The 21,676-nt window shown below is 46.4% G+C and carries 17 protein-coding genes; 9 read left to right on the top strand and 8 right to left on the bottom strand.

Going from position 1 to position 21,676, the window contains the following annotated elements; all coding sequences use genetic code 11:
• Window positions 1–26: 26 nt before the first annotated feature.
• A complete protein-coding gene (locus MC7420_RS09075; protein ID WP_006099637.1) occupies window positions 27–1,658 on the bottom strand; it encodes a histidine kinase dimerization/phosphoacceptor domain -containing protein in 1,632 nt (543 codons plus the stop codon).
• A 456-nt stretch (window positions 1,659–2,114) separates the two neighbouring features.
• Here MC7420_RS09075 and mgtE point away from each other — a divergent pair, with 456 nt between their 5' ends.
• Window positions 2,115–3,515, top strand: coding sequence for a magnesium transporter (gene mgtE, locus MC7420_RS09070; RefSeq protein ID WP_006099674.1), 1,401 nt, complete (start codon window positions 2,115–2,117; stop codon window positions 3,513–3,515).
• A gap of 70 nt (window positions 3,516–3,585) precedes the next feature.
• Here the strand turns inward: mgtE and MC7420_RS09065 are convergent, their stop codons facing one another.
• Window positions 3,586–4,362, bottom strand: a complete 777-nt coding sequence (locus MC7420_RS09065; RefSeq protein ID WP_006099874.1) for a hypothetical protein — start codon at window positions 4,360–4,362, stop codon at window positions 3,586–3,588.
• Between the two features lie 217 nt (window positions 4,363–4,579).
• On the opposite strand from MC7420_RS09065, the gene MC7420_RS35010 reads away from it, so the two are divergent.
• The 4 genes from MC7420_RS35010 to MC7420_RS09050 all read left to right on the top strand — a co-directional run bounded on the left by MC7420_RS35010 (window position 4,580) and on the right by MC7420_RS09050 (window position 8,075).
• Complete coding sequence (locus tag MC7420_RS35010; RefSeq protein WP_006099859.1) at window positions 4,580–6,181, top strand: WD40 repeat domain-containing protein; 1,602 nt, start codon at window positions 4,580–4,582, stop codon at window positions 6,179–6,181.
• A gap of 180 nt (window positions 6,182–6,361) precedes the next feature.
• On the top strand, window positions 6,362–6,526 hold the full coding sequence (locus MC7420_RS39405; protein ID WP_157453092.1) for a hypothetical protein: 165 nt from the start codon (window positions 6,362–6,364) through the stop codon (window positions 6,524–6,526).
• A complete protein-coding gene (locus MC7420_RS09055) occupies window positions 6,516–7,097 on the top strand; it encodes a hypothetical protein (RefSeq protein ID WP_006099628.1) in 582 nt (193 codons plus the stop codon). The genes MC7420_RS39405 and MC7420_RS09055 overlap by 11 nt, the downstream gene beginning before the upstream one ends.
• Before the next feature lie 420 nt (window positions 7,098–7,517).
• Window positions 7,518–8,075, top strand: a complete 558-nt coding sequence (locus MC7420_RS09050; RefSeq protein ID WP_006099715.1) for a hypothetical protein — start codon at window positions 7,518–7,520, stop codon at window positions 8,073–8,075.
• A 50-nt stretch (window positions 8,076–8,125) separates the two neighbouring features.
• Here the strand turns inward: MC7420_RS09050 and MC7420_RS09045 are convergent, their stop codons facing one another.
• From MC7420_RS09045 to gcvH, 3 genes are all read right to left on the bottom strand, one after another.
• Window positions 8,126–9,514, bottom strand: a complete 1,389-nt coding sequence (locus tag MC7420_RS09045; protein WP_157453101.1) for a GTP-binding protein — start codon at window positions 9,512–9,514, stop codon at window positions 8,126–8,128.
• 139 nt (window positions 9,515–9,653) lie between these two features.
• Window positions 9,654–12,632 carry an aminomethyl-transferring glycine dehydrogenase gene (gene gcvP, locus MC7420_RS09040; protein WP_044206069.1) on the bottom strand — a complete coding sequence of 993 codons (2,979 nt, stop codon included), beginning with the start codon at window positions 12,630–12,632 and terminating at the stop codon, window positions 9,654–9,656.
• 243 nt (window positions 12,633–12,875) lie between these two features.
• The gene (gene gcvH / locus MC7420_RS09035; protein ID WP_006099823.1) at window positions 12,876–13,268 is read right to left on the bottom strand and encodes a glycine cleavage system protein GcvH; all 393 of its coding nucleotides are present in this window, start codon (window positions 13,266–13,268) and stop codon (window positions 12,876–12,878) included.
• A 64-nt stretch (window positions 13,269–13,332) separates the two neighbouring features.
• On the opposite strand from gcvH, the gene MC7420_RS09030 reads away from it, so the two are divergent.
• The 3 genes from MC7420_RS09030 to MC7420_RS09020 all read left to right on the top strand — a co-directional run bounded on the left by MC7420_RS09030 (window position 13,333) and on the right by MC7420_RS09020 (window position 16,213).
• Window positions 13,333–14,169 carry an alpha/beta hydrolase gene (locus tag MC7420_RS09030; protein WP_006099692.1) on the top strand — a complete coding sequence of 279 codons (837 nt, stop codon included), beginning with the start codon at window positions 13,333–13,335 and terminating at the stop codon, window positions 14,167–14,169.
• 124 nt (window positions 14,170–14,293) lie between these two features.
• Window positions 14,294–15,277, top strand: coding sequence for a quinolinate synthase NadA (gene nadA, locus MC7420_RS09025; RefSeq protein ID WP_006099954.1), 984 nt, complete (start codon window positions 14,294–14,296; stop codon window positions 15,275–15,277).
• Window positions 15,278–15,601: 324 nt separating this feature from the next.
• Window positions 15,602–16,213 carry a cation diffusion facilitator family transporter gene (locus MC7420_RS09020; RefSeq protein ID WP_006099764.1) on the top strand — a complete coding sequence of 204 codons (612 nt, stop codon included), beginning with the start codon at window positions 15,602–15,604 and terminating at the stop codon, window positions 16,211–16,213.
• 469 nt (window positions 16,214–16,682) lie between these two features.
• Here MC7420_RS09020 and MC7420_RS09015 read toward each other — a convergent pair whose 3' ends face one another.
• Entirely contained in the window at window positions 16,683–19,400 is a 2,718-nt protein-coding gene (locus MC7420_RS09015) for a WG repeat-containing protein (RefSeq protein ID WP_006099606.1), read from the bottom strand.
• Window positions 19,401–19,655: 255 nt separating this feature from the next.
• On the opposite strand from MC7420_RS09015, the gene MC7420_RS09010 reads away from it, so the two are divergent.
• Window positions 19,656–20,069, top strand: coding sequence for a hypothetical protein (locus MC7420_RS09010; protein ID WP_006099842.1), 414 nt, complete (start codon window positions 19,656–19,658; stop codon window positions 20,067–20,069).
• A 113-nt stretch (window positions 20,070–20,182) separates the two neighbouring features.
• On the opposite strand, the gene MC7420_RS09005 is transcribed toward MC7420_RS09010, so the two are convergent.
• Together MC7420_RS09005 and MC7420_RS09000 are read right to left on the bottom strand one after the other, a co-directional pair.
• Window positions 20,183–20,413 (bottom strand): hypothetical protein, encoded by a 231-nt coding sequence (locus MC7420_RS09005; RefSeq protein ID WP_006099621.1) that lies wholly within the window; start codon window positions 20,411–20,413, stop codon window positions 20,183–20,185.
• Window positions 20,414–20,484: 71 nt separating this feature from the next.
• The gene (locus tag MC7420_RS09000) at window positions 20,485–21,402 is read right to left on the bottom strand and encodes a tetratricopeptide repeat protein (RefSeq protein ID WP_006099614.1); all 918 of its coding nucleotides are present in this window, start codon (window positions 21,400–21,402) and stop codon (window positions 20,485–20,487) included.
• Window positions 21,403–21,676: the final 274 nt, after the last annotated feature.

Below are 21,676 nucleotides of genomic sequence, written 5' to 3'. Positions count from 1 at the left end.
ATGGTGCAATCTTAACTATTTTCTGATTAAAATTCAATTTCAAAGACTGTATTATTAGCTTTCTTTATTTCCAGCTTGCCATTAAGCTGTGCCACTAAAGCGCGGACTAATTGCAACCCCAAGCTTTTGGGCGAATTAAAGTCGATCCATTCAATTGGTGTTGGCTTGTTATTACCCACGATCAATTTATTTTTTGGGTTCTCTTTTTTCTTTGAATAAATTTCAATCCATATATGACCTTTGTAATTGTTTGCTTTAAAGGCATGTTTTAAGGCATTAGAGATGAGTTCGTTAAGAATTAATCCGCAATAAATTGCGGTTGACAGATCAAGGTTTAAATCTTGATCGATATTAAGGTGTAGACGAATAGATTCGGGATGAATAGCATAGGTTTGAATCAAATGATAGGTAAGATTTTCAATATAATTGAGAAAGTTAATCCGCTGCAAGTGATCAAATTGATAGAGTTCCTCATGGATAAGAGCCATTGATTTGATTCGGTTCTGGCTGGCTTGGAAGAGGGCAAAAATATCAGGGTCATCAATTTGCTGTGATTGGAGATCAAGCAGGCTAGAGACAAGTTGTAGGTTATTTTTGACCCGATGGTGAATTTCTTGGAACAGTACTTCCTTTTGCTGTAAGGAAATCTTAAGCTGATTCTCGATGTATTTGCGATCGCTAATATCCATTGCCGCGCAGGTAATTCCCTCTATGTCTCCGATTGAGTTGCGTAAGGGTTCGACGGTCAAATCGTAGTATCGAAGTTCACCATTAATGGTGAGAGAGACTTCCTCTCGCATTCCTATCCCACTGGTCAATACACGCTGCTTGATGGATATTAACGGTTGTGCTTCTTGGGGGGCTAGGAGTTCGCTGTCGGTTTTTCCCAATATAGCATCCACGTCATCATCAGGAACCACATTGTAAGCCCAAGTGTAGCGTAACTCCTGATCTTGATTAAACACCACCAATGGTGCATGTTTCAGCACCGTGCGGAAGCGGGTTTCACTTTGCCGGAGTGCTTCTTCTACCTGGTGACGTTCTCTCAATTCACGTTGTAACTTAGCATACACTTGGGCTTGATGAATCGCGATCGCACAATGATCGGCAATGGCTTGGACAAACTCAATATCCTCTCGGTTCCATTCCCGTGCCTGATCACACTGGTGTAGACTAATTCCGCCAATATAGGAATTTTGGTAAAGCAACGGCACAATTAAAATAGCGCGAATTTCACATTCCTGCGCCGCCTCGATTAACACATCGGGAAAATTGGGAGTAATTTGCGGGACAACCACAAGCTCACCCTGGCTCAATTCCTGGTGGTGATACCGATAAAAATCACAGTAGACCCCCAAAATACTCTCCCGTTGGGCGGTCGCTTCTGAAACGTGATGCGCTCTCATTTGCGACTCATCATCCGGTCGAAAAATCAAACAGCGACTCACATTAAGTGTTTCATGGAGCTGATCGACCGTAGTTTGGAGAATATCTTCCAACACCAGTGTACCGCGCATCGCTTGCACAATTTGGTTGAGTAATGTCTGTCGGGAGACTTGGCGTCGCAGTTCGATGAGTTCCTGTTCTAATGCGGTAATATGGGTTGGGTGAGAAGAGTTTACCTGTAGGTGAGAGTTAGATGGCTGCTCGACGGACATGGTTCTCCTTAAGGGAAGGATATGACAGAAAAAATTTGATCCTAGTTCATCAAAGGAGGTTTTGGATAGGTATCAGCAGTTAGATGGTTTCGTCTCTGTCTCACGGTATATTAGTTCTACCCAAAGTGGTATGCTGAATAAATAGCTATCAAATCACTTCATTATTTCATCAGAAACAGAAAGTTTGTTTTAATCTTCATATCTCATTTCGTCGCGATCGCGTTTAGTTTTAGAGGGCAGTTTGCCGCGCATTCTTCATCCCTCAGTAAACACCTAGAGACCACTTGAAGTTAAACTGAAGACTTAAGAATCCGTGATCGACATCTGTGTCGGACATCGGCAGTGAGCGCTAGCTGAGGTAATTCATCAATGACCCTCGGATACTTCGAGGAGAACTCTCACCATTCAACTCTTGCAATCCGGCTCTAGCACAGTATAGAACTATCCAGGCTGATTATGTCTGAATTAAGAGAAAACAACATTCCCCTCCAGACGGGATCGCGCAGTGAATTGCGAGAGTTAGTTCGGACTCAACTGCAAATGCTGTTGGAACAAGAAAATTTTCAGGGCGCTAAACAGGTATTAGTTCCCGTACAACCTGTGGACATCGCCGACGCGATCGAAGGATTGCCCGACGCCCTACAGGTTATCGCATTCCGCTTACTCTCGAAAGCTGAGGCGATCGAAGTTTACGAGTATCTTGACTCTAGCGTCCAACAATCGCTGATCGAGGAATTTAAACGCCAAGAGGTACTTGACATCGTGGACAAAATGTCTCCCGATGATCGAGTGCGATTATTTGATGAATTGCCCGCCAAAGTTGTTCGCCGTTTACTGGCTCAACTGAGTCCCCAGGAACGCCAAGCCACTGCTCAACTCCTCGGTTATGAAGCCGATACCGCCGGGCGAATCATGACGCCGGAGTATATTTCCCTCAAAGAAAGCTTAACTCTAGGTGAAACCCTGGAACGGATTCGGAGTTTAGCCAGTACCACGGAGACGATTTATTACGTTTATGTCACCGATGCAGAACGACATCTGAGTGGAATCGTTTCATTGCGGGATTTAGTCGTGTCTCCACCGGAACAAACCTTGGGGGAGATCATGAGTCGCGATGCCGTTTGTGTTCACACAGATACCGATCAAGAAGACGTGGCGCGGTTAATCCAACGTTACGACTTTCTGGCTGTACCTGTGGTTGATCGAGAACATCGTTTAGTGGGGATTGTCACCGTTGATGATGTGATCGATATTTTAGAACGAGAAACCACTGAAGATATCTATGCCTTAGGGGGTGGGGTACAATCTGGGCGCGATAATTACTTTCAAACCAACTTAATAACTGTTGCCCGCAAACGAGTGGTTTGGTTATTTGTGTTGTTACTGACAAACAGTGTGACTGCCACCATCATTAACTCTCAAGCAGACATCTTACAGAGAGTTGTGGCGCTGGCGGCATTTATTCCTCTGTTGACAGGTACAGGGGGAAATGTGGGCGCTCAATCGTCAACGGTGGTGATTCGTGGTTTAAACACTGACGAAATTCGAGATATGGGTTCATTGCAAGTGATCGGGCGTGAAGCTATGGCAGGAGCGCTACTGGGAACGATTTTAGGCTCAGTGGCAACGCTTTGGGCGTATCTGCTCAGAGATGATATCTTTGTTGCCGTTGCTGTGGGTATCAGTTTAGTCGCGATCGCGATTTTAGCATCGGTGGCGGGTTCGGCGTTACCGTTTCTGTTCCGTTCCCTGGGATTAGATCCGGCTTTGATGTCAGCCCCGTTTATTACCACGGCGGTTGATGTGTTGGGTGTGTTGATTTATTTTAATATTGCCCGAATAGTTCTGGGTCTGTAATAGCTGCTAAAGTGCCAATCAAACATCCAGAATAAAAACGCCTGAAACCCTTGTTCTTAACGAATTGCAATTAGAATTTATTTTTGCTTCTTGTTTGCTCTAGTTTCAGCAATAATCCAAATCCTAACACCGTCGCGAAACCAAAAATTATCAGAAGTTTCAAGATTGTCAAGGGTGCCAAGATTGTCAGGGGTTCGGGAACTGAATTAATGTCCACAATGAATTCACCGTCGTTATCATCGTAAGCACCAGGCGCACCATCAAAAGCCCCCAAGCTCCCCCCATCAGCAATTCCCAGGAACAGCCGTGTTGCACCAGGGGGAGCGATGAAGACTTGAGGTGTATTGTCGTTTGTTACTCCATTTCCAATGAAAAAAACTTGTCCAATTTCTGGACTCAAACTAAGAAAGTTTATCCCTAGACTGGCAGGAGTAAAATTGAGGGTGGATGGAGGTAGACTGCTGGCAGGATTATTATCAGTTAAAAATACGCCAACGAATGAACCTTCTGGACCGATATAACCACTGATTCCTGCTAAGTTGGAAAGGTTACTCCCACTATCGCCATTCCCGTCGGGACTATAACCCCGAGATGGGCAACCAAAACCATTAAAGTAGTCAACGCAGCCCGCAGCGTGAAAGGTAAATTTTTGTCCACTGCTAACTGCGATAAATTTAGGAAAACTTTCCTGTAGTTCTTCTGGAGTATTACCAGAATGTCGCCCTAATACACTGAAAGGCTGATTTACCGGAGGGATTACCACATCATTGCGACCGGCAAGATAGATCGCATCAGTTCCTTTCACAGTTAATTTAACACTGGCAGCCTGTCCAAAATCAGAATTCATATCATGTCCGGTAGAATACTTACATTTAGTGGAGACAAGGCTCTAGGGCTAATTTGAAGCTTATCGAGAAGTTGGCAGAGCCAGGGGGTAAAATTTTAGAGATCACATTCTCCTAGCCTCGCTATTAGCTGGTGAGCAACTTGCGCTTTAAGGTGATCACCTCACAAGATATTTTAGTGCAGAATCTATTTCAGTTTCTAATGAATCAAGATCAGGAATGTTAACTCACCGTCTTAAAATTGCCGAGTGTATCTTTGTTGCTGTCTCAATCATTGGCTGGGCTGTCGCGGCGGCGTCTGGTGAAATTATCTATGGGGCGGTTCCATTGTCAATTGCCCTGTTGCTCAATCTGATCAATCGCCTCCGGTTTGAGCAACAAAGCCGAAATCGGTTAACGGGAGCCATGGCGCAATTACATCGACAACTTTCCCAAGAGAGTCAATCGTTATACCAACAGCAACTTAAGCAAGCACTTGCCTCTTTACAAGCAAAACTCCCCGACTATCTGGCTCAAATTGAGAATCCCGCTTCGGAATTAGGGGCGATCAAAATTGCCCAACTTCAAGCTCGAATCGTTAGCGTGGAACAATCGCTGCGGAATGTTGTGGATTATCTCAATAGTGCTTCATTGCCAAACCACATCGAGCAATTAGAAGCCGCGATCGCACAAATCACTGCCGATCTTGAGCAGCTACAATACCAAATCCCTTTTGCTACCAATCCAGAACAACCAACCCCTTGGCATACAGAGGCGGGGGGTGAACCATCCCTGTTTCCTGTCGCGTCTGAATCCGTTTCCCCTGTGAGGAGAGCTGGGGGAGCTGGGGAAGCTGGGGAAGCTGAGGACGTCTGTAGAGACGCGCCATGGCGCGTCTGGGAAGAAGATATGAGAGCGTATCCGAGTGCTTTTGTTCCTGAACCAATCCTACCCAATTGGGACTTCCGATTCACTCTGAAAGGACATCAGGATTGGGTTAGTGCTTTGGCAATAAGTTCAGATGGACAAATTCTTGCCAGTGGTAGTTTAGATAAAACCGTGAAGCTGTGGCATCTAGAGACGGGGGATCTGATTCACACATTTAGTGATCATCAACAGGGAGTCCTCTGTCTTAGCTTAAGCCCTGATGGTAAATGGCTGGCGAGTGGGGGATTTGATCAGACGATTAAGGTCTGGAAACTAGAGACTGGAGAATTATGCCATACGTTGACAGGTCATAACGGTTCGGTGCGATCGCTGGTGATTATGCCAGATAACCAAACTCTGATCAGTGGTAGCTTTGATCAAACCATTAAGCTATGGCACTTGGATCAGGGAAAATTTGTGCAGGATTTAGTTCAAGACGCCGGAAGATTATCCGCGATCGCCTTAAGTCCAGATGGCAAAACCCTTGCCAGTGGCGGCGGAGATGGCATTATTGATTTATGGCATGTTCAGCCGTTTGATCTAGACTTCAGTCTCACCGATAATCTGAGTTCGATTAATTCCCTTGCCTTAAGTCCCGATGGGCATCGGTTAGCTGCTGCCTGTACCGATGGTACTCTGAAGGTATGGCAACTCGATAGTGCTGAACGGGTAGAGAGTTGGCAATGTCCCTGTGCCCCCGCCATGTCGATTATTTTTAGCGATAACGGGCAAAGTGCGATCGCGGCTCATGCAGACGGTACGATTAAGATCTGGTGGCTAGGCATCGATGAACCGTTGCTTGTCTTGGACAATAACGATGCTGGTTCTGTGGTATCTGTGGCTCTAAGTCCAGATGGTCAGTGGTTAGCAGGAGGAAATCGGGATGGTACAGTTAAAGTTTGGCAGCAGTTATAGCGCTACGCGCCAGGGAAATAGGCAATAGGCAACACCTCGGACTTCGGCGTGAGCGCGGCTCGACTGAGCGCTCGCCGAACGTCCGAAGTCCTGTCGAAATTCAGGGTCAAGCGATTTTAATTTTTCTTTTATGTCCTAACCTTAATGCGTAGTGCTATATAAGATTTGTAGGGATGTGCCATGGCACGTCTTCAGGTTTGTGTAGGGGCGGGTTTTACTACTATCGTTTTTCACCTAACCATAAATGTAACTAAACCCGCCCTGACTATTACCGAATGGCTGTATTCATTCCCGTTCCCTATTCCCTATTCCCTGTTTCCTGTTCCCTTGACAAATGGCAAATGACAAAACAAACTGGCTTTTCATCGCTGAATCTGTTGCTATTGCCGCCTCATTTGTAGGAGCAATAGTAGCAGTTATATCTGAACAGATAATTTATGGATTAGCGCCTTTAGCGATTTCCCTGTTACTCAATCTAATTAACCGCCGTCGTGTTGTCCAACAGCTTCGGCGCAAGATCAACGATCGCACTCAAATTGACAATTTAAGCCGAGATATCCAAACCTTACGTGCAGATATCGCTCAACTGAAGCAACCTGACTCGAATCAGATGTCTAGAGAGGAACTGTCTGCTGTTGTCTCTACCGTTGAGGCAATTAATGAGAAGCAAAAGGCGTTACGAGGTTCTCTGGCTCCCCTACAATCAAAACTTGATGAATTGAATCAAAAATTCAGGCAGCGTCCTGAATTAGAACAGATTGAGACGTTAGCTGGGATTATCGTAGCTCTCAAACAGACCATCGATCAACTTCCCCAACCTGATCGCACCGCCGCTTCTGTCAACCCAGAGCGAGTGGAACAATTAGAACGTGCGATCGCGCAAATCCAACAGGAACTATCACAACTTCAGCCGTAAGCTGTCATACCAAATTCGGGTTAACTATTCCCCTTATAACCCAGTCCTTACCTTGCGAACTACTCTTCAGGAAGGCTTCGCATACATTCGTATAGCAGCGATTTCAATCGCCATGGCAAAAGGGGGTTCCTCTGGTATTTTACCCAAAAACGGCTCAGACAATTCGTAGACAGTCTAAATATAGGATAGCCGATTATTTATGTATTATAGCCATTTCCTGATAATTAATAGCGGAACACAATTTGCAACATTCGCGTCCATACTAACCACATCGAGCTGTTAATATTCAATAAGAATACGCCTCTGATCATTTTGCCAACTGTACAACCTCGTGCCAAAGCCAAAAACACAATCCCAGAGATTCCCCAAAGATGGAATCGCTCAGTTATGAATAAAAGACACCCTTCTCGCCTAACCACTATGTCACCTCTCTCCTTACTCTCCGACTCCCCGGTAAGTGTCTTGAGACTCTGGCGCTGGGGGACAGCACTTGCCACAGCCACATTTGCCAGTGGACTATTGATGACTCCCGCCGTTGACGCTCAATCCGCCGCACCGCAACCCATATTTGAGAACGTAAAACTGGGGCGACGATTTTCACCTGATCCGTTGATTATTCGGGGGATCAGTGGCGGTTCCGTTTCAACGCCAAATGTTTCGGGTCGTAGAGAAACACCAACTGGTTCTTGTATCGGATTTATTGATGAACAGCCTGATCATATCCTAGAGTTAACGTCTTTTTTCAACTATCTCAGCTTACAAGTGGAAAGCCCGGAGGATACTACTCTATTGGTGAGGGGTCCTGGTGGAAGTTGGTGTAATGATGATGCTGACGGCAAAAATCCTGGAATTTCGGGTCAGTGGTTAGCGGGAGAGTATAAAGTTTGGGTTGGCTCTTTTCAAGAAGATAAGTATCATCCCTACGTGATTCGGATTAGCGAAGTTCAACTGCTTAATCCGGGACCCTCTCGGCGTTGATGGGGTGAGGGGGAAGCGGGGGAAGCGGGGGGAGCAAGGGCGTGTTTAGATTAAGACGTACTTCCTAATTTCGCTGCCAATTCTCCTTTAATCCGATTGAGAATTGAAGTTTCATCTAATGATTCCAGAATGCGACTGACGACAGTTTTCGGGGCGTCTTCTCCCCAAGACGCACCATTGGCTAAATAAACTTTCGTCACTTGTCCAATTGCATAAGTGGAAACCCCCGCGACACCCGCCTGAGTCATAGCGACAGACAGATAAGGCGCTAAGGTAACTCCTCCAGTTGCAGGCGCAGAAAGTCCTAATAATCCCTTAATACTACTCAATCCCAATGTGGCTAAAACTTCGCTTGCACCAATTCCGCCCATACTCAGGGCAATTTTCTGTAGCAATCCCACCGCACCTTGCTGGGTCATGGAGATACCGTAGAGGCGAGATAATGCTAGAATCATCACTACATCTACAACCGTTGCCGTGAGTAGATCCAGAACCGTAACTGGATTGAGTGCGATCGCGACGGCTTTGGTCATCACCGCTTTCCAGATCACCTGATTGGCACTTTCGTCCCGAATCGCCATTTTCCGTTGCACCAGTTGTTCATTCACCTCACCCGCGTACATCATCGAATTTAGGGCGACTAAGGATTTACCTTCCCGGTGCAAAATTTCCAATATTTTCAGCTTTAATTCTTCTATCTGGGGAGTTCCCAGACGCCGTTGAATCGCCCGACTCCCATCAGCACGACGCACAGCTACTGCTTCTAACGGTGCAGCCGCCACCCGGACAATCTCAGCCGGAGATAACAACTGTTTGACCCGTTCATCACGAATTTTACGATAAATCGCCTCGCGATCGGCGTCGGGATATTGGTCTATTTTATTAAAGACGAGTAGCATTGGCTTCCCACTATCTCGTAATAGAGACAGAGCTTCATACTCGACTTTGGTGATATCCCCAGCAATAATAAATAGAATCAGATCCGCTTGTCTGGCAACAGTTACCGCTAACGCCTCACGGGTTTCCCCATTGACTTCATCAATCCCTGGCGTATCAATAAACTGAATTTGGGACTCCCCAATACTGGGTAACGCTACGCGCAGGATTTCCTGATCCGTGTTTGCCAAGGTTTCTTGACTTAACTGCCAATTCGCCGTTTGAGCATTCCGAGTCACCCCATGCAGCGCCCCGGTTTCAAACACAGGTTGTCCTAATAACGCATTAAGGACAGAGGATTTGCCCCGCCCAACCATACCAAACGCCGCGAGTTGCACACAACTGTGTTCTAGCTTGTCCAAGAGGTTAGCTAAATCCTCAATTTCTGATTCTAACCCCACTTGTTCTTGGCAGGTTAAGTCAAGATTACCGACTAACTCACGCAAAGAGTCTTGGGCGCGTTTGTGGTGGAGTTCCCCCTGAACCGCGTCAACACTCCACATTGCCCAATCCCAGTCTTGGTTTGAATCAGGAGAATTGTTAGTCAAAATTATACCTCCATTGGGAACCAAGGGCTTGGGAACCAAGCCCCTACGCTGTGGCTCAATCACCTTATCCGTCAAACCCTCCCCTACAATCCAATTAATCCTCACTATACGCTTCCATCCCCACACAAGAACAAACCAGATTGCGATCGCCAAAGGCATTGTTAATCCGCCCTACTGCCGTCCAAAACTTGTGTTCCTTTGTCCAGGGTGCGGGATAAGCCGCTTGTTCGCGAGAATAGGGGCGATTCCATTCCCCAGCAATTAACACCTCCGCCGTATGGGGGGCATTTTTCAGCAGATTATTCTCCTGATCAACCTCCCCGGATTCAATCGCCTTAACCTCCTGGCGAATCCCAATCATCGCATCACAGAATCGATCCAACTCTTCCTTCGACTCACTTTCTGTCGGTTCCACCATCATTGTTCCCGCCACGGGCCACGAAACCGTTGGCGCATGGAATCCATAATCCATTAACCGCTTGGCAATATCATCCACCTCAATCCCGGCTGACTTTTTCAAGCCCCGCAAATCTAAAATACATTCATGCGCCACTAAACCCGACTTCCCTTGATACAAAATCGGATAATAAGGCGCTAAGCGATGGGCAATATAATTGGCATTCAAAATCGCCACCTTCGTCGCTTGGGTTAACCCATCTGCCCCCATTAACGCGATATACATCCAGGAAATCGGTAAAATACTGGCACTTCCCCAGGGGGCTGACGCCACAACGCCAACGGAGTCACTATTGGGTACTGTTCCATAACCTTTCACAAACGACACATCCGGCAAAAACGGCATTAAATGAGACTGTACCCCAATCGGTCCCATCCCCGGACCCCCGCCTCCATGGGGAATACAAAAAGTTTTGTGTAAATTTAAATGGCAAACATCTGCCCCATAATCCCCAGGGCGACATAATCCCACTTGGGCATTCATATTCGCCCCATCCAGATACACCTGTCCACCCTGGGCGTGAATCGTATCGCAAATTTCGCGAATGTCTTCCTCAAAAACGCCATGGGTAGACGGATACGTCACCATCAACGCGGCTAAATTCTGGCTGTGCTTTTCTGCCTTTGCCTTCAAATCATCTAAATCAATATTTCCTTGGTCATCACAGGTAACAGCAACCACCTTTAATCCTGCCATAACCGCACTGGCTGGATTGGTTCCATGGGCAGATTGGGGAATCAAACAAATATGGCGATGTCCCTCACCCCGATGTTCATGATACTGGCGAATCACCAGTAATCCTGTATATTCCCCTTGCGCCCCCGCATTAGGTTGTAAGGAAATCCCGGCAAATCCGGTAATTTCAGCTAACCACCTCTCAAGCTGCTGGAATAAAAGCTGATATCCTTGGGTTTGAGACAAGGGGGCGAAGGGATGAATCTGGCTAAATTCCGCCCAAGTAATTGGCATCATCTCGGCTGTGCCATTGAGTTTCATCGTACAGGAACCCAAGGGAATCATTGAAGTTGTCAGGGATAAATCCTTGGCTTGGAGACGATGAAGATAGCGCAATAACTCGGTTTCTGAATGATAACGGTGAAAAACCGACTCAGTAAGATAGCCACTGGTGCGGGCAAAAGGAGGTTCAAACCCGTCAACCTCTCGTTTCAGCAGAGAATCCACAGGAAACGGTAGCGAATCAATACCCTCGACGCCAACTGATCCGAAAATATCCAGGAGAGTCACCACATCCTGGAACGTTGTCACTTCATCCAGGGTAATCGCGATCGCACTTTCATCCAACACCCGCAGATTCATCCCCCTGGCTTGCGCCGCCTTGAGAATATCGCCGATTTCCTGGCTATCTAACTCAACCCGTACTGTATCAAAGAACGGTTGTGAACTAATGTTATAACCCAAACGTTCCAACCCGGCTGCCAATATCACCGTTAACCGATGCACCCGCTGGGCAATTTGCTTAAGCCCCTCTGGTCCATGATAAACCGCATACATACTAGCAATCACCGCCAGCAAGACTTGGGCGGTACAAATATTACTCGTGGCTTTATCCCGACGGATATGCTGTTCCCGAGTTTGGAGGGCAAGGCGCAAAGCAGGTTTACCTTGGGCATCTTTAGACACACCCACAATTCGCCCCGGAATCTGGCGTTTATACGCCTCACGGGTGGCAAAATATGCCGCATGAGGTCCACCGTATCCCAGGGGAACACCAAAGCGTTGCGTCGTTCCCACGGCAATATCTGCACCGAATTCACCTGGGGGTGTGAGCAGGGTGAGACTCAAAGGATCAGCGGCAACTGTGACTAAACCGCCCGCCTCATGTACCTGAGTTACAAACTCCCGGTAATCGTAAATCGTGCCATCGGTAGCCGGATATTGTAGTAATGCCCCAAAAATTGGCGACTCCAAGTCAAACGTCTGATGATCCCCAACAATAATCTCAATTCCCAAGGGTTTGGCACGGGTTTGCACCACCTGAATCGTTTGCGGATGGCAATCCTGCGACACAAAGAAGGCATTGGCTTTGGTTCTGCACAAGCCATAACTCATACTCATCGCTTCCGCCGCTGCTGTTCCCTCATCCAGTAACGAGGAATTGGCGATATCCAAACCCGTTAACTCAATAATTAAGGTTTGAAAGTTTAGCAATGCCTCCAGGCGCCCTTGAGCAATTTCAGCTTGATAGGGGGTGTAGGCGGTATACCAGCCCGGATTTTCCAGAATATTCCGCTGAATCACGGGTGGGGTGATACAGTCGTGATATCCCATACCAATGAACGAGCGAAACACCTGATTTTTTGAGGCAATATCCCGAAGGTGGGCAAGGGCAGCTTTTTCGCTTTGGGCGGGGGGTAAGTTGAGGGGATGATTTAACCGAATGATGGAGGGAACCGCGACATCAATCAATTCATCCAGGCTGGAGTAACCCAATGCCTCCAGCATTTGCGCTACGTCTTCAGCATTGACACCAATATGCCGTCTGGCAAAAGAATCAGTTGATAGGAGATGATCCGCCGCCGAAAGCGTCGGCTGAGAATCATGAGAGAAGCTATTGAGGGTTGTGTCTGGATTAACTGAGACATTTGAGTTCGCCATATCAAACCGATTCATTCAAGGTGTTTTGGTGCATCAAGCCGCTAGAGTCAGCGTGACTCCTTATTATTTTTTAACAAACCATTCATAATTGTGCTGTCATTCGTCATTTGTTAATTCGCTTCCCCTGCTTCCCCTGCTTCCCCTGCTTCCCCTGCTTCCCCTGCTTCCCCTGCTTCCCCTGCTTCCCCTGCTTCCAGACGTAGCTTGCTACGTCTCTACATTGCTCCCCCTGCACCCTTCAGCTTACTCCTCGCCCTCAACCTGAGCCTGATATTCAGACGCCGACAACGTGTCTTCCAATTCATCGGAATCATTGACTCGCACTTTCAGAAACCACCCTTCACCGTAGGGATCTTCCGCAATCTGTTCAGGTGATTCTACGACAGCATCGTTGCGTTCAATCACCGTTCCCGTAACTGGCGCATACATATCCTCAACGGCTTTCACCGATTCAATCGTGCCAAAGGTTTCCCCTTTTTCCAAGGCACTATTCACATCAGGCAGTTCGATGAACACGATATCACCTAACTGATCGATGGCAAAGGCACTAATCCCAATCGTGGCAATTTCCCCATCGAGTCGTACATACTCGTGGCTGTCTAGATACTTTAAGTCTTCTGGATACTCTAAAGCCATTTCATGTCCTCAAGAAAGCAGCAAAGCTAAGTGTACAACTTCTGATCGCGCCATAATAAACGCTATGGATAAAGAAACTCTCAAACGACGGCTCTTAGGTGAGTTTAGCTGGAAACGACTGGTGCGATCGCTCATTTTCATTTACGCCTTCTTTGCCCTATACGTCTTCTTTATGGCAGATCGGATGATTTTCCTACCGCGCCCCTCCAGCTACCCAGACACCCCTGACATTCTCAAATTGACGACGGCTGATGATCTCCAGATTTCCGCCGTTTACTTGCCCAATCCGACAGCTACCTATACGATCCTCTATATTCACGGGAATGCTGAAGACATAGGTGAGATTCAGCCCCTACTGCACCATCTGCACAGTCTCGGATTTAGCGTCTTTGCCTACGATTATCGCGGCTATGGCACAAGTCAGGGAAGTCCCTCTGAACAGAATGCCTATCGCGATAGTGACGCCGCCTTTACCTATTTAAAAGAGCAACTGGGAGTACCCCCCGAACAAATTATCGCTTATGGACGTTCTGTTGGCGGCGGTTCAGCCGTCGATTTAGCCACCCGTCACCCGTTGGCAGGTTTAATCCTCGAAAGCAGTTTCACCTCAGCCTTTCGCGTCGTGCTACCCATCCCGATTTTGCCTTTTGACAAATTTCCCAACCTAGACAAGATTAGCCAGGTAAACTGTCCCGTCTTAGTCATCCACGGTACTGCTGATGAAACGATTCCCCTCTCCCACGGAAAACGCCTATTTGCCGCCGCCCCTGAACCGAAACGCTCCTTCTGGGTAGAGGGTGCAAGTCATAATGATCTGTTCTGGGTGGCTGGAGAGCAATATGGGGAAGCATTACAGGAGTTTGCCCAGTTAGTCGCTAAAACGCAATCCCCCGACGAATGACATAAGACAAATGACATAAGACCAATTACCAATTCGTCAAGAAAGAATGACATCACCCCTGCTATTTTTGGTAAAATTCACTATAATTAATTTGGAAGGTATATATTCCGGGTAATTTACAACATTGTTTACAACCGTACTGCCTCAAACGAAACAACCCTTTGGGTCAATCCCTGATGACCTATTTGACGCCATTGACACCCTCAAGCGGGAACTCAACGCCGTTATCCTTGCCCACTACTACCAAGACCCCGATATTCAAGATATTGCCGATTATATTGGCGATTCTTTAGGACTTTCCCGCCAAGCTGCTGATACAGATGCAGATGTTATTGTCTTCGCGGGTGTTCATTTCATGGCAGAAACTGCCAAAATTCTCAATCCCAACAAACTTGTTCTTCTACCCGATTTAGAGGCAGGTTGCTCTCTGGCTGATAGTTGTCCCCCGGATGCATTTGCCCAGTTTAAGGCAGAACACCCTGACCATTTGGTCATCTCTTATATCAATTGCTCCGCCGAAATTAAGGCGATGAGCGACATTATTTGCACCAGTTCCAACGCCATCGATATTGTCCAGCAAATTCCCCCAGATCAACCGATTATTTTTGCCCCAGATCGGAATTTAGGACGCTATGTGATGCAGCAGACGGGTCGTGATTTGCTCCTGTGGCAAGGGAGTTGTATTGTTCACGAAACCTTCTCAGAAAAAAGAATAGTCCAGCTACAGATTGAACATCCTGACGCCGAGGTAATTGCTCATCCCGAATGCGAACCTCCAGTATTACGTCACGCCAGCTATATTGGCTCAACCACCGCGCTGTTGAAGTATTCGCAAACCAGTCCCCGTTCCAAGTTTATTGTGGCGACAGAACCGGGAATTATTCACCAAATGCAAAAGCAAATGCCAGATAAGCGCTTTATTCCAGCGCCTGCCACGAATAATTGTAACTGCAATGAATGTCCGTTCATGCGGTTAAATACGCTGGAAAAACTTTATCTAGCGATGAAGCAACGTCAGCCAGAAATTACCTTACCTGAACACATTCGGATTGCGGCGTTACAACCGATTCAGCGCATGTTAGACATGAGTGCTAAGGTTAAGGTTTAAGTTCAGCAAAAATTAGGGCAGGATTTACGCTTTCTTTCAGACACAATAACAAGGTGGGGAAGGGCGGATTTTGTGGAAACGTTATTGGTTTCTTGGTTAATTTTCGTCCTAAACCCACCCCTAAATGGGATTTTATGCTGCGATATCAGATTGATATATTAACCTAAAACCGGACAACAAAACCCACCGGATTTTCCAGCGCGATCGCACGCCAAAGATGTAGGGGCGGGTTTAGGGTTAAAATGAATTAACCAACCTCAAACTGCACAACGAAACCCGCCCTAATCCCAACTAACCCCACAAATCCTGCCGAGGTATTTCTTAATGAGCCAGCTTTATAAAAAAGGACTTTATTTAGAATATTTTACGGTTGGCTATAACATCCTTGAAGCCGTTGTTTCTATTCTTTTAGGCGCGATTAATAATAGTATTGCATTAATTGGATTTGGACTCGATAGTATTGTTGAATCCTTATCAGGATGTATTTTAATTTGGCGTCTCAGCCAGCATCAAAACCTAACACCGGAATCTGAAGCTAAAATTGAGCGACAAGCTACCCAGTTTGTGGCAATTACATTTTTCTTAATGGCTGGGTATATTGGATTTGAATCGCTGAGGAAGTTAATTAACCAAGATGTTCCAGAGCCATCATTTATGGGTATACTTCTGGCTCTACTTTCATTGATGATTATGCCCCTGTTGGCATGGCAAAAAAATAAAGTTGGCAAACAACTCAATAGTAAAGCGCTGATTGCCGATGCCAAAGAAACATTGGTGTGTTCCTTTCTTTCGGTGGCATTACTTTTAGGGTTAGTGGGGAATTACTGGTTTAGCTTTTGGCAAGCTGATCCGTTTGCCGGATTTATTATCGTATTTTATTTGATTAAAGAAGGCTGGGAAGTTTGGGAAGAGGCTCACGAATCTGATGTTGACTGAATCACTATACCATGTCTCTAAATTCAATAAGTCACCATTTGTAGGGGCACGATAGTATCCATTGGTGTCAACTTAAGCCACAACCCCCTCACCCCCAGCCCCTCACCCCCAGCCCCTCTCCCACCCTGGGGAGAGGGGAGCAAGAAAGGTGTTATATTCCAGACATAGGCAGCTACATCTTTTATCATTAATCATTCCGGTTCCCCTTCTCCTATGCAACAAAAGCGAAGCATCCTCTGTCCTCCCCCCGTGCAAAAAAAGCGAAGCATCCTTAGTCCTCCCCCCTGCCAAAAAAGCGAAGCATCCTCTGTCCTCCCCCCTCTTGTAGGGGGGAACGAGGGGGGTAGGGGGGAATGAGGGGGGTAGGGGGGAACGAGGGGGGTGGGAGAAGGGGTTAGGGGATGAGGGTGAAACGCTTGTCAGTATTAGTTCTCACCTTAAGTTGACACCAATGCACGTCGGTGCGCCCCTACAATTTGTCAAAGAGATTGCGAATATAACCCCATCGTTTACCCATCTGAATGGGCGCTAATCCATCACTAAAAGACCTGACTTGATCAAATTCCGGTGAAATGACCCGATCGCCCTTTTTATTGATATACCCCCAAAACGATCCAATTTTGACGGCGGCTAATTCCTGGGAAAAGGGTTGCGCCGCATCAAATTGTGGCTCAATAACCAATTCTCCAGTAGGATTAATATAGCCCCAGCGATCGCGCAATTGAACCGGGGCAAGTCCTTGGGCAAATGAACCCGCCGCGTCAAAGTTCGCGGGAATCACCAGTTGACCGTTTGAGTCACAATATCCGTATTTACCTGCCAGTTGTACCGCCGCTAATCCTTCTGAGAACAACTCCGCCTGATCAAACTGAGTCGGAATTACCCATTTACCAATTTTATCGATATAACCCCATTGATCTTCTACCTTCACCGCCGCTAACCCTTCACTGAACCGAGTCGCTTGATCAAACTGGGGAGAAATTACCCATTGACCGGATAAATCGATATACCCATACCGACTACCAATTTTTACTCGCGCTAATCCTTCCGCAAACTGATCCGCCTGATCAAAGTCTAAACGAGTGATCAGGTGTCCCGTTTTGTCAATATAGCCCCACTTGTACCCCATTCGCACTCGCGCCCGTTCCTCCTGAAACGAATCCAGCCAATCAAATTCAGGCTGAGTGACAAGATTACCAAAGCGGTCAATATAACGATATTCAGCCCCAACGCGGCGATGGGTAAACCCTTGTGCCTTTACTTGTGCAGTGTTGAAGGGAACCGATTGAGCATAGACGTGCGATCGCAAGGCGTTGGCTAAGGTATCATTATCCTGGCGCAAGCCCTCGTAGAAAAATAACACCTCCCCGGCTAAACCGCGATCGCGATTGTACTCAATTACCTGGACTAAATCCTGGGAACTGATGCGATACGACCCGCTTTTAATCAGGATTCCCGGTATCACCGTAGACAATTGTACTGGGTTTAATTGGTCATGCACCAACCGATCAACAAGCTGTTTATAACTAGCAAAATCCCGGCGATAGAATTGGGGATGTATCATATCCACCAATCCCTGATCCGCCCAGGCTTGGTTATCTTGTAAATACTCCTGGAATCCCCAAGGATAGGGACTAGGTGCGATTGAAATTATCAGTTCTGGATTAATTGCTACCACCTGTCGGTATAGACGAGTGAGGAAATCCGTTAGCAAATCCGCCCGCCATTGTAACCATTGGGAGTCTTTTGGGTTGTTAGGCGGTTCTTGGTTGAACTGCTGCACATAGCGTTGTACCGTTTGGGTATCATACCCCCCTTCTGAGGGTAGGGCGGGTAAGCGGTCATCTCCCTGGATTCCAGCAATATCGTAATTTCTAATAACTTCCAGGATAAGTCCCATAACAAAATCCTGCACCTGGGGGTCAAACGCATTTAGCCATTCAAAGTTATTTTTGGTGAGTAAATTCCCTTGGCTATCCCGCGCCGCCCAATCAGGTTTTTGGGCAAGTAAGCGTCCACCCTTTTGATTATAGGAACTGGCAAAGCCATATTCAAACCACGGAATTACGGCTAATCCCACGTTCTTAGCCGCTTGAATCAGTTCAGCTAGGGGATCTCGCCCAGTAAAGCGCGGGTCAATTTCCAGTCCCATGATATCTTGCATCAGGCGACTGGGATAAAGCGTCGCCCCATTATTCCAAACCACCGGAAAAACTACATTAAATCCAGTGTTGGCGAGGAAATCCATCGCCTCAGCTATGTTTTTTGAGGTATTAAAAACTTGGCTATCGGTAGTCGTTAGCCAAACGCCTCGGATTTCTAGTGAGGATAATTTTTGGGCGTTTGTAGTCAGCGCTTTAGCGCTTCTGGCACTAAAGTGCCTACTACGAACCCAGCTTAAGTCAACGCCATTTTGCTGCAATCTTACTAATGCAATTCCTTCGGAAAAGGGTTCGGCTTCATTCAGTTGCGGATCAACAATAAATGTGCCAGTTTTATCAATATATCCCCATTTCTCTCCCAGTTTGACCCTCGCCCGTTCTTGGCTAAAGGAATCCGCATCATCAAATAAAGGTTCAATCGCGATGATATCCCAACCCGGAACATACTGTTGGGGAACGCCAGGAAGTTTTAACGCCCGACTAATCAGTGCAGCCACTTCGCCTCGTGTCGCATTGCGATTCGGGTGTAGGCGTCTGACATCTGGATAGTTAACGACTAAAAACTGACGGGTTGCGGTTGCGATCGCGCCTCGTGCATAATTGGGAATAGCCGCCGCATCATCATAGTATTGTTGAAGAATTGAGTTAGGATTCGGGTCACGGTCATACTTTAACCCACTCACTAATGCTACCAGCGCTTGCACACGGGGAATGGGTTGATTGGGGCGAAAGGTTCCATTCGGATAACCGGAGAAAAATGCAGCACGGGTAACGGTTTGAATCGCGGAATTTGCCCAGTGATTGGCGGGTACATCGCGAAAGTTGATGGCATCGCGCACCGGGGTAACTTGGGGAAAAGCCTTATTTAAAATTGCCGCAAATTCAGCCCGGGTAACGGAGTTATTGGGGCGAAAGCTACCATCCGGATAACCACTGATAATTTGGCGGCTAAAAAGCTGGTGAATTGAGTCTTTTGCCCAATGGGTTTGGGTATCGGCAAAGCTGGAATCGGTGGAGATCGTCATTTGTCATTTGTTTTATGTCTTATGTGAATTATTCCCACTGTAGGGTTAAGGTATTATCGAGGTTCAATTTTACGCGATCGCGAAACTTTATTTCATTATTATACATTATAAAGAATCAGTTTTAAATTAGACGTACTATTGTCCATAATAACGTGTTTATTATTAACTCACTTTAAAGCGCGATCGCGAATGGCACGCTACACCAATGTTAAACTCAATCTAAGATAAAGAAAGTCGCGATCGCAATCCTAGTTCATGTCATTTACCTATTCTCCCGGAAACCTACCCTTTCAACGCCTGCGCGATGTGCGTGGGGCGCTGCTGCAACTGCATAAAGCCCTTCTCCACTCGGAACGCGATAGGTATGAACGGTTTCATGGGCGTATTCGTTCAAAAGGAGAGTTTTTCCAACTGGTTGTCCAAGATGAATGGTTTAGTTGGTTACGCCCTTTCTCTCAATTTATTGTCCAGATTGATGAAGCTTTGAGTGCCAAAGAACCGATAACGTTGCATCAGGCAAATGAGCTTTTAGACGAAGCCCGTTCTCTGGTTTCTCCTGATGAAGCGGGGACAAATCGAGAGCAACGTTACTATCAAGCAATTCAACGTGATCCCAATATTGCCCTGATGCATGCTGATGTGTCAAGACTGCTTTCAAAGAATAAGTAGGGCTTGCTGCACTACCCAGAAACCCTGAGCCATCAATACTTTGATGTCCAGCAAATCACTCCTAATAAAAATGTGCGGGCTTGGTAACCAAGCCCCTACGCCCCCTCACCCCCTCACAACCTATCTTGATAATAAATTTGGATTAAATTTTCCAATTTCTCATCAGGACAACATTCAATCAACGCTTCAAATACCTCTAGCAATTTGGCACCACTTTCTCCTAAAGTTGGACTCAATCCCCAAACATCCTGTACCCAGTCTTGAGGACGTTCATCGTCAAATACTAAACGTTCTAAGAGTTGCTTGGCTTCTGTTTTGGAAATCGGTTCTTTGTCATTTCTCATGGGTAATTAGTCATTCGGGACTTATAGTTGGGGACAGTTCCTCACAAACTGAAATGCATGTCACCCCTCAATTATTGGTCAAGCGTTTCCATTTGATAACGAATAGCTGCAATTCCTTGCTCATTTCCTAATTCTTCAAAAATCGTCAAGGCATTTTGATAAGACGTTTGCGCCATTTTATCTTTCTTTTGTTGACTGTAGATTATCCCCATATAGTATAAAGATAAAGCTTGCAACTCAGGGATATTTTCAGCGTTGAAAATATCTAAGGCTTGCTGGTGAAAGTCTAAAGCTTGGGTATAATCTTTTAAGTTTTGATGGGATAATCCTAGGTAATAAAGAACCTCTCCTTCTAATATATTTTCGTCCAAGTCCTGATAAATGCTTAACGCTTCTTTAAGGGAATCGATCGCTTGCTCATTTTGATCTTGAGCGAAATAAAGTTTGCCAATATTGCCCAATACAATGCCTTCACTGCGGCGATTATCCACTTCTCGGAAAAGTGCCAGTGACTTTTGGTGCAGATCCAGTGCTTGAGAATATTGTTCTAGACTTGAATAGACTGAACCCATGTAATCAAGGATGATCGCTTCTTGGTAAGGATCATCGAAGGTTTTGGCTAGGCTTAAGGCTTGTTCGTAAGCGTTTAGTGCATCATCATACTGTTGACGATTCTCATAAATTAGACCCATCTGAGTCAAAGCTATGGTTTCTTCTACGGGGGCTTCGACTTGCTTAAACAAGTTTGATGCTTCCTCTAGTCGATTCAACGCCTCCTGCATTTGACCTTGCTGATACAGATCAATTCCTTCCTCTAGCAACTGTTGGGCTGCACCCAGTTGATTTTGAGGGATTTGGGCTTGTACCTGGGTTGATAGAGATAGGGACAGATTAGGGGATAGGGAAATCGGCGATAGTAATGTTAACAGCAGCGTCGCTGTTGCCAAGCTGAGAGAGTGAAGTTGTTGGGGTAGGGATAAATAGGTCATGAGGCTAAAATCGTAGTTTACAGGATCGAGCAGATTACACCATTAAAAAGCAGAAGGCAAAAGCAGAAGCAAAATTTCAAGCTACAGTCTCACCAACCGCCTTGGGTTAAAATCCAAGGAACCAAAAGTTTTATATTCTATTTTAATAGAAACCCCTTTTTTGCCCTGGCGACTAGAAGTCCTGGCGACTAGAAGTCGCAGCTACACAAACAAAGTCCGCCTGCGCGGACTAGCTTAGGGGCTGCTGAATAAGTGTTGTGGTGAGGGGGAGCGG

It is taken from the genome of Coleofasciculus chthonoplastes PCC 7420, assembly GCF_000155555.1.
GTDB lineage: Bacteria > Cyanobacteriota > Cyanobacteriia > Cyanobacteriales > Coleofasciculaceae > Coleofasciculus > Coleofasciculus chthonoplastes_A.
The sequence above is the reverse complement of the archived record's forward strand: the minus strand, read 5'-3'. Positions and strand labels throughout refer to the sequence as shown.

Coding starts and splice junctions, on each gene's coding strand:
- MC7420_RS09075 (WP_006099637.1), bottom strand. CDS start 1,658: ATGTCCGTCGAGCAGCCATCTAACTCTCACCTACAGGTAAACTCTTCT.
- mgtE (WP_006099674.1), top strand. CDS start 2,115: ATGTCTGAATTAAGAGAAAACAACATTCCCCTCCAGACGGGATCGCGC.
- MC7420_RS09065 (WP_006099874.1), bottom strand. CDS start 4,362: ATGAATTCTGATTTTGGACAGGCTGCCAGTGTTAAATTAACTGTGAAA.
- MC7420_RS35010 (WP_006099859.1), top strand. CDS start 4,580: ATGTTAACTCACCGTCTTAAAATTGCCGAGTGTATCTTTGTTGCTGTC.
- MC7420_RS39405 (WP_157453092.1), top strand. CDS start 6,362: ATGGCACGTCTTCAGGTTTGTGTAGGGGCGGGTTTTACTACTATCGTT.
- MC7420_RS09055 (WP_006099628.1), top strand. CDS start 6,516: ATGGCAAATGACAAAACAAACTGGCTTTTCATCGCTGAATCTGTTGCT.
- MC7420_RS09050 (WP_006099715.1), top strand. CDS start 7,518: ATGTCACCTCTCTCCTTACTCTCCGACTCCCCGGTAAGTGTCTTGAGA.
- MC7420_RS09045 (WP_157453101.1), bottom strand. CDS start 9,514: ATGTGGAGTGTTGACGCGGTTCAGGGGGAACTCCACCACAAACGCGCC.
- gcvP (WP_044206069.1), bottom strand. CDS start 12,632: ATGGCGAACTCAAATGTCTCAGTTAATCCAGACACAACCCTCAATAGC.
- gcvH (WP_006099823.1), bottom strand. CDS start 13,268: ATGGCTTTAGAGTATCCAGAAGACTTAAAGTATCTAGACAGCCACGAG.
- MC7420_RS09030 (WP_006099692.1), top strand. CDS start 13,333: ATGGATAAAGAAACTCTCAAACGACGGCTCTTAGGTGAGTTTAGCTGG.
- MC7420_RS09020 (WP_006099764.1), top strand. CDS start 15,602: ATGAGCCAGCTTTATAAAAAAGGACTTTATTTAGAATATTTTACGGTT.
- MC7420_RS09015 (WP_006099606.1), bottom strand. CDS start 19,400: ATGACGATCTCCACCGATTCCAGCTTTGCCGATACCCAAACCCATTGG.
- MC7420_RS09010 (WP_006099842.1), top strand. CDS start 19,656: ATGTCATTTACCTATTCTCCCGGAAACCTACCCTTTCAACGCCTGCGC.
- MC7420_RS09005 (WP_006099621.1), bottom strand. CDS start 20,413: ATGAGAAATGACAAAGAACCGATTTCCAAAACAGAAGCCAAGCAACTC.
- MC7420_RS09000 (WP_006099614.1), bottom strand. CDS start 21,402: ATGACCTATTTATCCCTACCCCAACAACTTCACTCTCTCAGCTTGGCA.